The 13359-nt window shown below is 63.0% G+C and carries 11 protein-coding genes; 2 read left to right on the top strand and 9 right to left on the bottom strand.

Annotated features, from left to right (window positions below; translation table 11 throughout):
• A partial coding sequence (gene queA / locus ABJF10_RS22375; RefSeq protein WP_348546836.1) for a tRNA preQ1(34) S-adenosylmethionine ribosyltransferase-isomerase QueA occupies nt 1–932 on the top strand: 932 nt, incomplete at its 5' end.
• A gap of 185 nt (nt 933–1117) precedes the next feature.
• Complete coding sequence (locus ABJF10_RS22370) at nt 1118–1327, top strand: hypothetical protein (protein WP_348546835.1); 210 nt, start codon at nt 1118–1120, stop codon at nt 1325–1327.
• A gap of 3 nt (nt 1328–1330) precedes the next feature.
• On the opposite strand, the gene ABJF10_RS22365 is transcribed toward ABJF10_RS22370, so the two are convergent.
• The 9 genes from ABJF10_RS22365 to ABJF10_RS22325 all read right to left on the bottom strand — a co-directional run bounded on the left by ABJF10_RS22365 (nt 1331) and on the right by ABJF10_RS22325 (nt 13209).
• Complete coding sequence (locus ABJF10_RS22365) at nt 1331–3460, bottom strand: PEP-CTERM sorting domain-containing protein (RefSeq protein ID WP_348546834.1); 2130 nt, start codon at nt 3458–3460, stop codon at nt 1331–1333.
• 231 nt (nt 3461–3691) lie between these two features.
• Nucleotides 3692–3931: a hypothetical protein gene (locus tag ABJF10_RS22360; RefSeq protein ID WP_348546833.1), complete on the bottom strand. Its 240-nt coding sequence runs from the start codon at nt 3929–3931 to the stop codon at nt 3692–3694.
• Nucleotides 3932–4067: 136 nt separating this feature from the next.
• Entirely contained in the window at nt 4068–5411 is a 1344-nt protein-coding gene (locus ABJF10_RS22355; RefSeq protein WP_348546832.1) for an ABC transporter permease, read from the bottom strand.
• A 1-nt stretch (nt 5412) separates the two neighbouring features.
• Nucleotides 5413–6906 carry a sugar ABC transporter ATP-binding protein gene (locus tag ABJF10_RS22350; RefSeq protein WP_348546831.1) on the bottom strand — a complete coding sequence of 498 codons (1494 nt, stop codon included), beginning with the start codon at nt 6904–6906 and terminating at the stop codon, nt 5413–5415.
• Nucleotides 6903–7757: a shikimate dehydrogenase gene (gene aroE / locus ABJF10_RS22345; protein ID WP_348546830.1), complete on the bottom strand. Its 855-nt coding sequence runs from the start codon at nt 7755–7757 to the stop codon at nt 6903–6905. Before aroE ends, ABJF10_RS22350 begins: the two co-directional genes overlap by 4 nt.
• A 69-nt stretch (nt 7758–7826) precedes the next feature.
• Nucleotides 7827–8804, bottom strand: coding sequence for a substrate-binding domain-containing protein (locus ABJF10_RS22340; protein WP_348546829.1), 978 nt, complete (start codon nt 8802–8804; stop codon nt 7827–7829).
• 36 nt (nt 8805–8840) lie between these two features.
• Nucleotides 8841–11030, bottom strand: a complete 2190-nt coding sequence (locus ABJF10_RS22335) for a glycoside hydrolase family 32 protein (RefSeq protein ID WP_348546828.1) — start codon at nt 11028–11030, stop codon at nt 8841–8843.
• Nucleotides 11027–11944 carry a carbohydrate kinase gene (locus ABJF10_RS22330; protein ID WP_348546827.1) on the bottom strand — a complete coding sequence of 306 codons (918 nt, stop codon included), beginning with the start codon at nt 11942–11944 and terminating at the stop codon, nt 11027–11029. The genes ABJF10_RS22335 and ABJF10_RS22330 overlap by 4 nt, the downstream gene beginning before the upstream one ends.
• A gap of 26 nt (nt 11945–11970) precedes the next feature.
• Complete coding sequence (locus ABJF10_RS22325; protein WP_348546826.1) at nt 11971–13209, bottom strand: aldose 1-epimerase family protein; 1239 nt, start codon at nt 13207–13209, stop codon at nt 11971–11973.
• Nucleotides 13210–13359: the final 150 nt, after the last annotated feature.

The raw sequence follows: 13359 nt of genomic DNA, 5'->3' as shown, positions 1-13359 counted from the left end.
AGGATCTCATCGCCCGCCACCCGCTGGCGCGGCGCGAGGACTCGCGGATGATGGTCTTGCACCGCGAGGGGGAACGAATCGAGCATCGATGGTTCCGCGAGTTTCCCAGCTTTCTGCGGGAGGGCGACCTGGTCGTGCTCAATGATACGCGCGTGATTCCGGCGCGGGTCTTTGCCGACGGGGGGAAGATCGAATTGCTTTTTCTGGAAGTGGTCCGCGAGAACGCCTGGAAGTGTCTCGTGAAGCCGGGCCGCAAGATGCGGATCGGAGCCACTGTGCAGGTGCGCGGCGTGGCGGGGGTCGTCGAAGAGATCCTGCCGGATGGCGAACGGATCATCGCCTTCAACGGGCCGGTCGATCTCGATGCCGCGGGCGAGCTGCCGTTGCCGCCTTATTTCGCGCGCGCGGTCGAGCCGGCGGATGCGGAGCGCTACCAGACGGTCTTTGCGCGCGAGCGGGGGGCAGTGGCCGCGCCCACTGCGGGGCTGCATTTTACGCCGGAGATTCTGGCCCAAGTGCCGCACACCTTCGTGACGTTGCACGTCGGCGTCGGCACTTTTCGCCCGGTGCAGGTGGAGGAACTGGGGGAACACCGGATGCACGCCGAACGGTTTCGCGTCAGCGAGGAAAGTGCCCGCGCGATCAATGCCGCGCAGCGCCTCGTGGCTGTGGGGACGACGACCGCGCGTGTGCTCGAGTCGCAGGGGCTGCCCATCGCGCCGTGCAAAAGCAGTACCGACATCTTCATTCATCCGCCCTACCGGCCGCGGGCGGTGGGTGCGCTGCTGACGAATTTTCACCTGCCGAAAAGCACGCTGCTCATGCTGGTCAGCGCGTTGGCCGGACGTGAATTCGTCCTGCGCGCCTATGCGGAAGCCATTGCCGAGCGCTACCGTTTCTACAGCTACGGCGATTGCATGTTGATCCTGTGAAGAATCACGATTTTTGGCCCTGAAAGCGGCATATTTCGCAATGGAGCCCATGGCGCCAACTGGGCCAATGGAGCCCGCTTTTACGTTTCCTTAACAATTCTCGGGGCTGGCGCTCATACGGACTTAACACTCGGCGTGTCCATTGTGGGCGGAGCTTGCGAACAACCCGCAGGCCGCCCGCTAAAATGATCGCCACCCAAACTCCGCAATGCTCGCTCCCAGGCGGCCGCCCGGCCTTTCGTGTCCTCTGCGCCTGGTGCGAGCAACCCATCGAACAAACGACACCGGTTGCCGCCTCGCTCAGCGGCACCTCGCATGGCATCTGCGCGCCCTGTGCGCAACAGCATTTCGGGCTGGATTTGGAGAGGATCGCCGAAGGTCAGCTGTGCGCGTGATCGCTACACCCGGCGGCGCCGGGCGATGAGGCCCAGCCCACCGAGGATCAGGAGGCTGGCGCTGCCGGGTTCCGGTGTGGCGTGGAAACTCAGCACGGTGTTGCCGTTGGCGTCGGAACTCGTGGTGAACGAACCGTCGGCAAACGCCGGATCGGTAATCTGGGAGAAGTTGGTGCTGCCGGTGTTGGTGGCGGTGCCGCCATTGTCGATGATCGTCCAGCTGTGGTCGATCAGCCAAAAGGTGTTGGCGGAATTCGGATCACTAACGCCGAGGAGCGAGAAATCGAGGGTGAGCAGCGAGGTGCCGCCGAGGGTCAAGTTGCCGCCGGTGAGCAGGATTTGATCGAAGTCGGTACCCGCGACGCCGTTGCCATCGTCCGTCAGCGAGGCGAGTTGCCAGAAGTATTTGCCGCCACTGCTGAAATTTACGCCAGTTTGCAGGGTGAGTTTGCCGGGGCTGTTGCCGGGAGAGATCACGCCGCCGGTGGAGACGGTGACCAGGCCGTTGACCGTGCCGTTGCCGGCGAGCGTGCCGCCATTCACCGCGGTGGCCCCGGCGGTCATCGTGCCCGACAGGTTGAAGGTGCCGCTCTTGACCTGCGCGGTGGCGAAATGGGTGATCGCGCCCGCGTAGCTGAAGGTGTTGTTCGTGCCGGGATCGATGACCAGCGCATTGGTGCCGCCAGTGCCGCCATCGACATCGCCGATGATGGAGGCCGCACCGCCGAGGATGTAGAGCGTGTTGTTGCCGCTGCCCAAGGCGATGGCCTTGCCGCTGCTGTCGGTCTTGATGGTGCCGGAGTTATTGATGACAAAGTTGTCCGGGCCCGCCTGGATCGCCGCCGCGGTGGCTCCGCCGCCCTCGATCAGGCCGCCGGTTTGGTTCGTGATGGTCATCAAGAAGCCGCTGGGGATGGCCGACGTGAAGGCGATGCCGGAATCGGAATCGCCCTTGATGGTGCCGCTGTTTGTAATGGTTGTGGCGGCGTACGGCGCCTGGATGGGGATGGGGTTGTCGTTGGAATCCTTGTCCACGCCGGCGATGGTTATGCCGCGGCCGACGCCGGTGTTGCCGGTGGGGTTGCCGATGGATCCTTGGATGGTGCCCGAGTTGTTGATCGTGCCGCCGCCTACCGTGACGCCTTCGCTGGTATCATTCAAGGCGTTCAAAGACTTGATCAGGCCGGTGTTGGTCAGATTCACGAGGCCATCGACGTCCACGCCATCGCCATCGGCGGTCACGCCGTTGCCGGTGATCGTCCCGTGGTTGACGATGGCGACGACTTCGTTGGCATTGATGCCGTCGATGTTGATGCCCGAGCCGTTGTCGCCCTTGATGGTTCCACCGAGGTTGTTGGTCACACTCATGATATAAGTACCACCCGTGGTGTCTCCACCGGTGATGCCGTGGTGCCCCCCCTCGATCGTGCCCGTGCCGGTGCCGGAGCCGGCGCTGTAAGCATTCACGACCTGGATACCGGAATTCGTTTGCGCATCGACCCCGTCGCTGCTGCTGCCGGTGGTGGTGGTGGATTTGATCAGGCCGTCATTGTTGACCACCCCGTTGACCCCCGGGCGAATGGCGTCGGCTTCAGTGGCGGTGATGATACCGGTCGAAAAATTGGTGACCGTATTGGTGATGCTGGTTCCCGAGGCGGTGAGGGCGTTCCAGTCGAGGGCCTGATTGCCGCCGCCGGAGGAATTCTGGGAATTGATCGTGCCGTAGTTATTGAGCGTGATGATGCTGCCGCCGACCTTCATCTGGATGACATCGGCGTCGACCGTCTGCATCAAGGCGGTCGAGTTGGTCGGGCTTCCGTTGTTGACCGTGAGTGTGAGGCCGCCGGTGTTGTCGCGAATCACGCGGCCGTTGCCGGCATTGCCTCCCGTCAGAACGGTCGTCTGTTGAATCGAACCGTTGTTCGTGATGGTGGAACTGCCGGTGACGGTGATGGCGACGTTGTTTCCGGTCACGGTAAGAGACCCCGTGGACGTAACGACTCCCGACTCTCCGCCAGCCAGCGTCTGCTTGGTCGTCGAGGCCGTGCTGATGGTGAACGAAGCGGCCAGGGCCGACGAAGCCGCAGCGAGGAAACCGAACGCGAAAAAGAGGGTCTTATTGAGGAGTCTCATAAAGAGGGATGGAGATTGCGGACATTCTGTAGGAAGGCTGCGGGGGCAACGGCGGTTGCCGGGGCTCCTTGGCGCGCACTGGTCTGGCGGCTGGCTGTGTCAGTCGGGTGAAGACTTTGTTTCGGTTATGTGAAATCGCCGAAATGGCCCGCCTGCTGCAGTCGCAGCGGTGCGACTACCCTGCCGTGTGACGAAATCCAACCGCGCCGCTGGCTTTCCGATGGGTGGTTCCTAGCGGAGCCAGTGCCGCCATGGTGAATCCGGCGGATTCAGACTGCCGTTCAGCGAACCACCGACGACGACCGTTCCCTTGCTTAACTCTGCCGCGGGGTGTGAGTCGGTGGCTGTGGCTGCCGGCAGGGTTTGGTCAGGATGCGCGAGGACGTGCGGGCGTCCGGCGGAAAAAAGGACGACGGCAATGGCCGCGCCGAAAAGGAGGCCCGCCCCCAAGATGTTTTTGAGTCGTTTCATGTGACTGCGAGAGCAGCAGCCGGGGGGAGCTGATACTGACGTTTTCCGATCAAGAGGATTGCCCGGCGAACGTGGCAAACGGGTGGAGATAAGGTGGCAACTTGGTGAATTCGCCGCCGAACCACCGACGACCCATTCAATCCGCCGCGCCGCCGAGCCGCGAGCGGCGGTGGCGGAGAGTGTCGAGCAATACGGCGCCGAGGATGACCAGACCGAGCACGACTTTCTGGGTGTAACTTTCCACGTTGGTCAGGTTCATGCCGTTTTGGATGACGGCGATGGTGAAAGCGCCGACGAGCGTGCCGAGCATGCGACCTTCGCCACCGGAAAGGCTCGTCCCGCCGACGACCACGGCGGCGATGATGTAGAGCTCGTACATATTGCCGTAAGTGGGCGAGCCGCTTTTCAATTGCGAAGCCATGATCACCCCACCCAGCCCGGCGAGCAGGCCGCTCACGGCGTAGGTGAAAAGCAGCACGCGCTGCACGGGCACACCGGAGAGCCGCGCCGCCTCGCGGTTGCCGCCCACGGCGTAAATGTAGCGGCCCAGCCGCATGCGTGACATGAGAACATGGGCCAGCGCGTAGAGGAGGAGCATGAGCAGGACGGCATTGGGAATGTGCAGGATGTCGGCGCCGCGACCGAGCCAGACGAAGGAGTCGGGAAGCTGGTAGATGGATTGACCTTGCGCGAGGAGATAGGCGAGGCCGCTGCCCACGAGCATCATAGCCAGCGTGACGATGAAAGGCGGGATGCGGAAGAGGGTGATCATGCCGCCCGAAAAGCCGCCGACGAGCCCGCAGAGAAGGATGGCCGCGAGACTGGCGACGGTCATGCCGAGCGGCGAGGCGTGCGTGGCGCCTGCGTAGTCGCGAATGAAACGCGAGGCGAGCACGGCGGAGAGGGCGAGGAGACTGCCGACGGAAAGATCGATGCCGGCGGTGATGATCACCATGGTCATCCCGATGGCGATGATCGCGATGACGGCGATTTGGTTGGCGATATTGAGCAGGTTCTCCGACTTGAGAAAGTTCGGCCAGCGATAGCTGCGTGGCTTGACGATGCGCGGATGGCCAAGCGTGGGGAAGTCGGCGGGAATATCGGCGAAGACGAGCCAGGAGGCGGTGACCTGATTGCCGGCGATGGCGTCGAGGGGAGTGTTGGCTGCGGCGAGCTTTTGCAGGGCTTCGCGAGCGTCGCGTGGTTCACCCGTGACGACCGTGATTTGCAGGCCGGCGGCCGTGAGCGCCTGCTCGAGCTGGCGGGCGAAGAGCGTGTCGTCGGCCTGGGGGCGGATGGCGATGAGGACGCGGCCTCCTTTTCCGGGCGAGCGCCCAAGATCGGACGCGACCTGACGGGCGGCGGCTTCCCCGGTTGGATTCTGCTCGGTAAGCGTCATCGCGCTGAAGAAGGCGCAGAGCAGGAGCAGCACGAAGATCATGCCGTAATCGGAGAGCAGGCGCTGGAGGGTGGGCTTCATGTCAGGCGACGGCGAGTTGCATCATTTGCTCCTGCGTGGCGTGGGCGACATCGGTGATTTCACCGGTGACGCGGCCATCGTGCATGACGAGGATGCGGTCGGCCATGCCGAGGACCTCGGGCATTTCCGAGCTGATCATGATGATGGCCTTGCCCTGGGCGGCCAGTTCGTTGAGCAGTAAATAGATTTCGTATTTCGCGCCGACATCGATGCCGCGCGTCGGCTCGTCGAAGATGAGCACTTCGCAATCACGGGCCAGCCACTTGGCGAGGACGACCTTTTGCTGATTGCCGCCGGAAAGATTGCGTGCCTGCTGTTCCTGATGCGGGACTTTGATCCGAAGGGTGTCGATATAGCGCGCAAATTCCTCGCGTTCGCGGCGCAACTTCACGAAGCCATCGGCGGCGAGCCAGTCGAGATTGGGCAGGCCGAAGTTTTCGCGAATCGAATGGCCGAGAATGAGACCCTGGAGTTTGCGATCCTCGGTGAGCAGGCCGATGCCAGCGGCAATGGCGTCGCGCGGCGTGCGGATGGCGAGCGTCTGGCCATCGAGTTGGATGTCGCCGGCGTCGCGCGGATCGGCGCCGAAAATGAGGCGCACGACTTCCGTGCGCCCGGCGCCAATGAGCCCGGTGAGGGCGAGGATTTCGCCGCGCCGGACTTCGAAGGAAACATTGCGCACCGCACGCCCGCGCTCCAGCCCGCTGACTTTGAGCCGCGGAGTGCCAATCGTGATCGAGCGCTTGGGAAACTCATCCTTGAGCTCGCGCCCGACCATGAGCTCGATCATCTGCTGACGGGTGAGCTGACCGATGGGGCGTTCGCCGACATAGGCGCCATCGCGCAGCACGGTGACGCGATCGGCGATGGTGAAGATTTCGTCGAGGCGATGGCTGATGTAAATAATGCCGATGCCCTGGCGGCGCAGGTCACGGATGATTTTGAAGAGGCGCTCAACCTCGTGCGAAGTGAGCGCGGCGCTGGGCTCGTCCATGACGATGACACGGGCGTCAAAGGCCAGGGCCTTGGCGATCTCCACCAGTTGCTGTTGCGCGGTGGTGAGGCGGCGGCACGGAGCGTCGAGGTCGATCTGGACGCCGAGTCGCTGGAAAAGTTCGGTGGCGCGCTGACGTTCGTAGCGGCGCTCGATGAAGCCGGCGCGCGTGCGCTCCTGGCCGAGGAAGATATTCTCACCAGCGGTGAGGCCGGGCACGAGGTTGAACTCCTGATAGATGACGGCGATGCCCGCGCGGCGTGAATCCTGAGGGGAGTGAAAATGGGTTTCCTGTCCGGCAATGGCGATGGTGCCGGCGTCGGCCCGATGTGCGCCGCCGAGCACTTTCATGAGGGTGCTCTTGCCGGCGCCATTTTCGCCGAGCAACGCAAGGACTTCACCGGTTTGCAAAGTGAGATCGACGCCGCGGAGGGCGCGCACGCCGGGAAATGACTTCACAATACCGCGCATCTCGAGGAGCGGCGGCGCGGGGGGGATCATAGACCGAGGGCGTTTTCCAAGGCGTGGCACATGACGTCGGCGTCCGGGGTGATGCCGGTCCATAACTGGACGGCGACGATGCCTTGGTTGACCAGCATGCCGAGGCCGTCGAGCACGGTGCAGCCGCGTGCCCGGGCATCGCGCAGGAAGCGGGTGAGCGGCGGGCTGAAGATGACATCCGCGACGGCCACGCCGGGACGGAGCGTGTGGGTGTCCACGGCGAGCCGGGCGTCTCCGTCGTAGAGGCCGATGGAGGTGCCATTGATGACGATGTCGATGTCCGCGGGCACCGCGTAATCACCTGTCCAGACGGCCAGCTCGGCGTCGAGTTGCAGCTTGTCGCGGAGGAGGGTGACCAATTCGGCGCCACGTGCCGGCGAACGATTCACGATGATGATCTTCTTGATCCCGGCGAGGCCGAGCTCCACGGCGATGGCCCGCGACGCCCCGCCCGCGCCGAAAAGCACCACCGACTTGCCGCGTGGGTCGACCACGGGCGCGAGCGATTTCAGGAAGCCCTTGCCATCGGTGTTTTCGCCAATGAGCCGGTCGTCGCGGCGGACGACGCAATTGACCGCGCCCATGATGCCCGCGGATTCGCCGAGCCCGTCGAGATGAGGAATGACCGTGACCTTGTGCGGCAGGCTGCAATTGAATCCGCGAAAGCCCATCGCTTTCGCGCCGCGCACCGCGTTGCCGAGATCAGCGGGCGCGACTTCCATATTCACGTAGCGCCAGTGCAGGCCGTGGTGGGTAAAGGCCGCTTCCATCACCGCCACGGTGGGATTGCCCGCCGCACCTTGCGACATGGAGCCGACGAGTTCGGGGAGAAAATTCTGGGTCGTAGCCATGAGGTGTGAAGTGCTTAGTGCTCAGTATTCAGTGAGTGTCTTTACTTCTGCAGAACTGATTACTGATCACTATTTCAGACTCTCATCCTTCTCGCCGTCGGCCTTTTTGTAGAGGCTGGTCGGGATGAGTATCTGCGGCGGCAGGGTCTCGCCTTTCGATTGCTTGATGATGGCGTCGACGATTTGGACGCCCATTTTGTCGGGGAATTGAATCGGGTCCGCGTAGATCTTTCCTTCCTTGATGGCTTGCTTGCCCTCGGGCTGGCCATCGAAGCCGACGATGATGATCTGATCGGCCTTGCCCGCTTTTTCCAGCGCGGCGCGCGCCCCGAGGGCCGCGGGGTCGTTGATGGCGAAGATCCCGCGCAAGTCGGGGTTCGCTTGCAAAGTGTCCTCGGCGGCCTTGTAGCCCTGGTCCTTGGCGCCGCCGCTCTCGAGCTCGGCGACGATGTCGATCTTCGCCTCGCCCGCGGCGTTGTGGGCGTCGATGACCTCGCGAAAACCTTTCACGCGGAGCTGGCAGGACTCGGCTTGCTTGAAATGCAGGACGGCGACCTTGCCGCCGGCCTCACCCAAGGCTTCGATCATGGCCTGGGCCGCTTCCTTGCCCCCGCCGTAATTGTCCGTGGCGATTTGCGTGGCGATCTTTACGCCGGGCTCGTTGCACGGAATGTCCACCGTGAAAACCGGGATGCCGGCGGCATTGGCTTCCTGGATTACCGGTACGATGGATTTCGAATCGCACGGGCTGAGGACGATGGCGCTCACTTTCTTGACGATGAAATCCTTGATCTGGTTGCTCTGCCTGGCGACGTCCTTGTCGCCACTCACGACGATGACGTCGTAGCCGCGCTTCTTGCCTTCCGAGGCGATATTGTCGCCGATGACCTTGAAGAAAGGATTGTCGAGCGTGAGCAACGAGACGCCGATGCTGCCTTTGCTCGCGGCGTTGGCGGGCGATTGCGGGGATGACGGGTTGCCAGGTTTATCGCAACTGGTGAAGAGGGCGAGCAGGCACGCGAGGGTGACGAGGAGGCTTTGTTTCATTGGGGGAGGAGTGAGGTTGGAAAGGGATCTAGCAGGTTAGTGGGAAGCTTCCCAGATGGACTTCAACGCGTAGGCGGCGAGTTCTTGCATGGTGGTCGCGCCGCCTTTGACTTGCACCTCCACGCCGAGCTCGGCCGGCCTGGCGATGACAGGGAAGGGGATGTAAGTGAGGCCGTCGCTGGCGAAGATGGTGAAATAGGTGCGGTCCGTGAAGATAGTGAGGCGCTGATGGCCATCTTGCAGCGGGGCCGGCGCCTTGATGCCGTTGACGGAGATTTCCTGTTGGGCAGCGCTGTAATGGATGTCGACTCCGCGGACCTTGAAGGTGACCTCGCTGTCGGCGGCGGGCTGAAAGTCTGCGTGGACCTCGAGCAGTTCACCACGGACGTCGGCCAGCGGGTTCGCAGCGCCGGCGTTGAGAAAGAGCTTTTGAAACTTCCACGACCGGCCGCGCAAGGTTTCGAGTTCCTTGATGGGCGAACGGCGCAGGCGCGGGCCCTCGGGCGTCTGGTGCAATTGCAGTTCGCAGGGGAAGGTCTGGAGTTGATTGAAGGGCATGCCCGGGGAGGGCGCCTGGCCCCAGCCGATCTGGATGCGCCGGCCATCGGGCACGTCGCTAAAGGTTTGGGCGGCGTAAAAGCCCCGTCCGCGATGGCCCGGAAGCTTCGGCGTCTCCGGCGTGAACTTTTGACCGTCGAACGAGCCGACGAAGTATTCGCTGCTCGCGGCGGTGAGCACCCATTTCTTTTTCGACGCATCGCCATCGACCGGCAGCTCGAAGAAATCCGGACATTCATAAAGACCCGGTGTCTGGCTGCGCAGTGTCCAGTCCTTGAGATTCGGCGAGGTGAAGAAATGGATCGTGTGCAGCGGCACGGCTTTGCCTTTCGCGTCGAGTTCGCCAGTGGGGTTCGGCACACCGACATAGAGCGTGAGCACCCATTGCTTGCTCGGCTCATGCCAGAAAACCTTCGGGTCGCGATTGCCGCGGGTGATTTCCTTGATCACCGGGTTTCCGGCGAACTTGGTGAACGTGCGGCCATCCGTGCTGGAGGCGAGGCATTGCACGGTCGGGTTGCCGGCGGCGGTGTAGATGAGGACGAGCGGCGGCTGGCCATCGTGGCCGAGGCCACTGGTATTTTTCCAATCGACGACCGCGCTGCCGCTGAACATCGGGCCCATGTCGTCCGGATACAGGACCTCGCCTCGTTCCTGCCAGTGGACGAGATCGGGGCTTGTCGCGTGGCCCCAGTGCATGTTCCCCCAATTCCAGCCGTAGGGGTTGTGTTGATAGAAGAGGTGATATTCGCCGCGATAGAAAGCGAGGCCGTTGGGGTCGTTCATCCAGCCGCGGCGTGGCGAAAACTGTAGCTGGGGACGCAACGGCTCGTGGTAGAGGTTTTCCGCGCCGATCAAATCGTCGGTCTGTCTTAACGCTTCCAGCGCGGCGGATTTCTCCGGCAGCTTGTCGGCGGAGACCGTGACCTTCCGGCCGGCCCAGGCGCTGACATCCAGCGGCGCCCACCAATCGGGTTCCGCGTCGGCGAGTTCGATGTCGAATTTCCGGGCCGGTTGTCCATCCACGCTGATGGTGATGACGCGTTTGTTCCCGCCGGTCTTTACCGGAAAGTTGAGCCAGTGTTTGGCGATCTCGATCTCGCGACCGACATTGGCGATGAGCTTCGTCGCGACCGGGGGCGCGGTGTCTGTTTGCACGATTTGATCGACGTTGATGTGGCCCCAGCCGCCGGTGGCGTCATCCACGATCACGAGGCGCGCGGTCTGGCCGGCGAATTCGGTGACATCCCAGCCGCCCGCTGCGAGTCGTTCGCTGCCGCCGGGTTGGGTGTTTGGTCCGGTGGCGGTGCGCACCGGCTTTCCGTTGATCACGAGATGGAGGCACGTCTTGCCTTCCCAGCCGCCGCCTCCGATGAGAAAGGCGATGAATTTCCGCTCGATTCGGAACTCCGGCGAGGTGAGCGTGCCCGTGCTGCGGTCGCCGCCGCTGAAGGAGTCGACGAGACCTTTCCCGACGAAGCCGTCGACTGGCATCTGGTGCGGCAGCGCCCCGTGCGCCGGGCCATCGCCAAATGCCGAGCCGATCGCCTTCCAATCGCCGTAGGTATCGCCCTCAAAATCCGCGATGAGGATGTCGGGCTGCGCCGCTTGTAATTGCGGAGAGGCCAGGGCCAGGAAGATGCTGAAGAGAGCAAAGGACGTTTTCATGATGTCGACAAGGAAGCTGCCGCAGTGAAAGGCAGGCGTAGCGCTTCGGGTAAAGGAGGGGTCGCGCCCGCCTGCGAGCAGACGTAGGCCGCAATGGCATTGGCGTGATGGCTGATTTGTTCGAGCGGCCATTGGCGAAGGAGGCCGACGGTCACCGCGGCTGTGAAGGAGTCGCCGGCACCGACGGTGTCGCGCACGGTCACTGGTAATCCGGATTGTTCTAGGAGGTTGCCATCCGCGAAGAGCATACTGCCGTCGCCCCCGCGAGTGAGCGCGACCAGGCGCAGCGAAAAGCGCGCGGCCAGGGTCGCGAGTTGTTGTGCCGGGTCGCCGGAGAGTTGGAAAATCTCGGCGAGCACGGGGAGTTCCTGTTCGTTGAGTTTCAGGACATTGGCCGCCGCGATCGATTGCGTGATGGTGTCACGGTCGATGAAAGGAGTGCGGAGATTGATGTCGAAGATGCGCAGTGCATCCGGGCGCGTAGCGGCGAGCAGGGTGGCGACGGTGGCCCGGACGAATGGTGTCCTTTGGGCCAGCGAGCCGAAGCAGACGGCATCGGCGGCGTGGACGGCGTCGAGGGCGACGCGGTCCGCGGCGATCCGATCCCAGGCGACGTTTTCGTGAATCGTGTAATTAGGATGTCCACTGGCATCCAATACCACGGAGACGCTGCCCGTCGGCGCAGTGGTGTCCACGCCGATCGTGTCTGTCGGCAGGCCGCGCGCCTGAAAGCGGGCGATGATTTCCCGCCCTGCCGGGTCATCACCAACGCGAGAGATGAGCCGCGCGCCGGCGGAGAGGGCATGCGCGTGGCAGACGAAATTGGCGGGTGCGCCACCGAGCTGCCGGCCCGTGGGCAATAGATCCCATAGGACCTCACCGACGCCGATGATTTGGAAGGAAGGCTCGCTCATCGGCAGCGGAAGTGGGTCAGGTCGACTTAGTCCTTCTTCTCCGGTGTTTCATCGAGCACCGGTTTTACATCGCCTTGCAGCGCGGCGATCTGATCCGCGAGGCGCTTCGTGTCTTCCGCGCTGGTGTGAATGGTGAAGTCGATCGTGGCGGTGCGGCTCGCACCGGCGGCGAGCTTGGGCACGCGGCCGTGGGCGCGTTCGATGCGGCGGTTGGCGGGGAAATTGGTGCCGGGCTCCAGGCCGGTGACGTAGCCTTCACCTTCCGCGTTGGTGTTTTTCCAGAGTGTGACGTAGGGCAGATCCTCGACAGGGAAGGCGAGCGAGACAGCGCGGTCGCGAGCTTTGTTTTGGAGGGCGATCAGCGTGCGGCCATCCTTGTCGGCGATAGGCTGGAGGCAATAGACCTGCTCGACGAATCCAAGTGCCGGCGCGGCGTATTCCGCATAGTGGGCGATATCCTTGGCCGCGTGATCATTGAAAGGGGTGACGCGCGAGGCCGCGGCGAGGAAGGTGGAGCCTTCCTCCAGCAAGGGGCGGCCGTAATTAGTATGATAGAGCAGTTCAAACTCCTGCTCCTGGGCACCGCGATTCGTGATGACATCCTGGATGCGGAAGCTCGTCGACCCCGCTTCCGTGGAGATTTCAGTCTGCAACTCCAGCTTCGGTCCATAAAACATACGCTCGTCCACGCGCCCCCGGAGGTGGATGCGATAGGGTGGAGCGGAGTCCACGATGACTTCAACTTCGCTCGCCGGGATATTGGCGATCTTGCCATGAAGCGTGAGGTCCATGGTGGCTTCCTCGCCGACGTTGTTAGTGAATTTATCGGTGCCCGGGTGACCGTTGCTTTCCAAGCCGCAGCGCACCAGCCATTCGTTGAACCCCTCCAGCCACCCCAGGCCGCCGCGACTTTGCAAATTGATGTTCTGTGGGTTGACCACTTCCTTGACCGGGGAATCCCAGCCGAGGCGCACGTCGCCGCTGGTGACGGAAAAAACGCCCATGCCGCGCGTGGGGATCACGCTGATTTTCATGACGCCATTGTCGATGATCACGATGTCCACACCTTCCTGCTTGCCGCCGTGGAGGGTAATTTTGCGGACCGACCAGACGGGTCCTTTGGCGCCGGCGAAATGCCCGCTTTGTTCCCAAGTGTCCACGTGCACGCCAAGGCGGGCGCTGGTGAGAGTCTTGTGGAATGGCTCGGCGGCGGGCGACGCGGTGGCGCAAAGCGCAAGTCCGGTAATCATGGCGAGTATCTTCATGGGGGTGATGTGTTTTGGGGAGCGGATTGGCGCGCGCAAGGCGGGGAACCGGAAGGGGATGGATGCCGGGAAGAGTGCCTGCTCGCATCCGGCGCGGCAATCGAGGTATTGCAGCTTGGAACGAAAGCTGTCATGGCAGATTATCGACCT

The sequence above is a fragment of the Chthoniobacter sp. genome (assembly GCF_040003245.1).
In the GTDB taxonomy this organism is placed as follows: domain Bacteria; phylum Verrucomicrobiota; class Verrucomicrobiia; order Chthoniobacterales; family Chthoniobacteraceae; genus Chthoniobacter.
This window is presented reverse-complemented; position numbering and strand designations above follow the sequence as displayed.

Bases quoted from the DNA above. Each gene is read 5' to 3' on its own strand.
- ABJF10_RS22340 (WP_348546829.1), bottom strand. From the start codon at position 8,804: ATGAAACAAAGCCTCCTCGTCACCCTCGCGTGCCTGCTCGCCCTCTTC.
- ABJF10_RS22335 (WP_348546828.1), bottom strand. From the start codon at position 11,030: ATGAAAACGTCCTTTGCTCTCTTCAGCATCTTCCTGGCCCTGGCCTCT.
- ABJF10_RS22360 (WP_348546833.1), bottom strand. From the start codon at position 3,931: ATGAAACGACTCAAAAACATCTTGGGGGCGGGCCTCCTTTTCGGCGCG.
- ABJF10_RS22370 (WP_348546835.1), top strand. From the start codon at position 1,118: ATGATCGCCACCCAAACTCCGCAATGCTCGCTCCCAGGCGGCCGCCCG.
- ABJF10_RS22350 (WP_348546831.1), bottom strand. From the start codon at position 6,906: ATGATCCCCCCCGCGCCGCCGCTCCTCGAGATGCGCGGTATTGTGAAG.
- aroE (WP_348546830.1), bottom strand. From the start codon at position 7,757: ATGGCTACGACCCAGAATTTTCTCCCCGAACTCGTCGGCTCCATGTCG.
- ABJF10_RS22365 (WP_348546834.1), bottom strand. From the start codon at position 3,460: ATGAGACTCCTCAATAAGACCCTCTTTTTCGCGTTCGGTTTCCTCGCT.
- ABJF10_RS22325 (WP_348546826.1), bottom strand. From the start codon at position 13,209: ATGAAGATACTCGCCATGATTACCGGACTTGCGCTTTGCGCCACCGCG.
- ABJF10_RS22355 (WP_348546832.1), bottom strand. From the start codon at position 5,411: ATGAAGCCCACCCTCCAGCGCCTGCTCTCCGATTACGGCATGATCTTC.
- ABJF10_RS22330 (WP_348546827.1), bottom strand. From the start codon at position 11,944: ATGAGCGAGCCTTCCTTCCAAATCATCGGCGTCGGTGAGGTCCTATGG.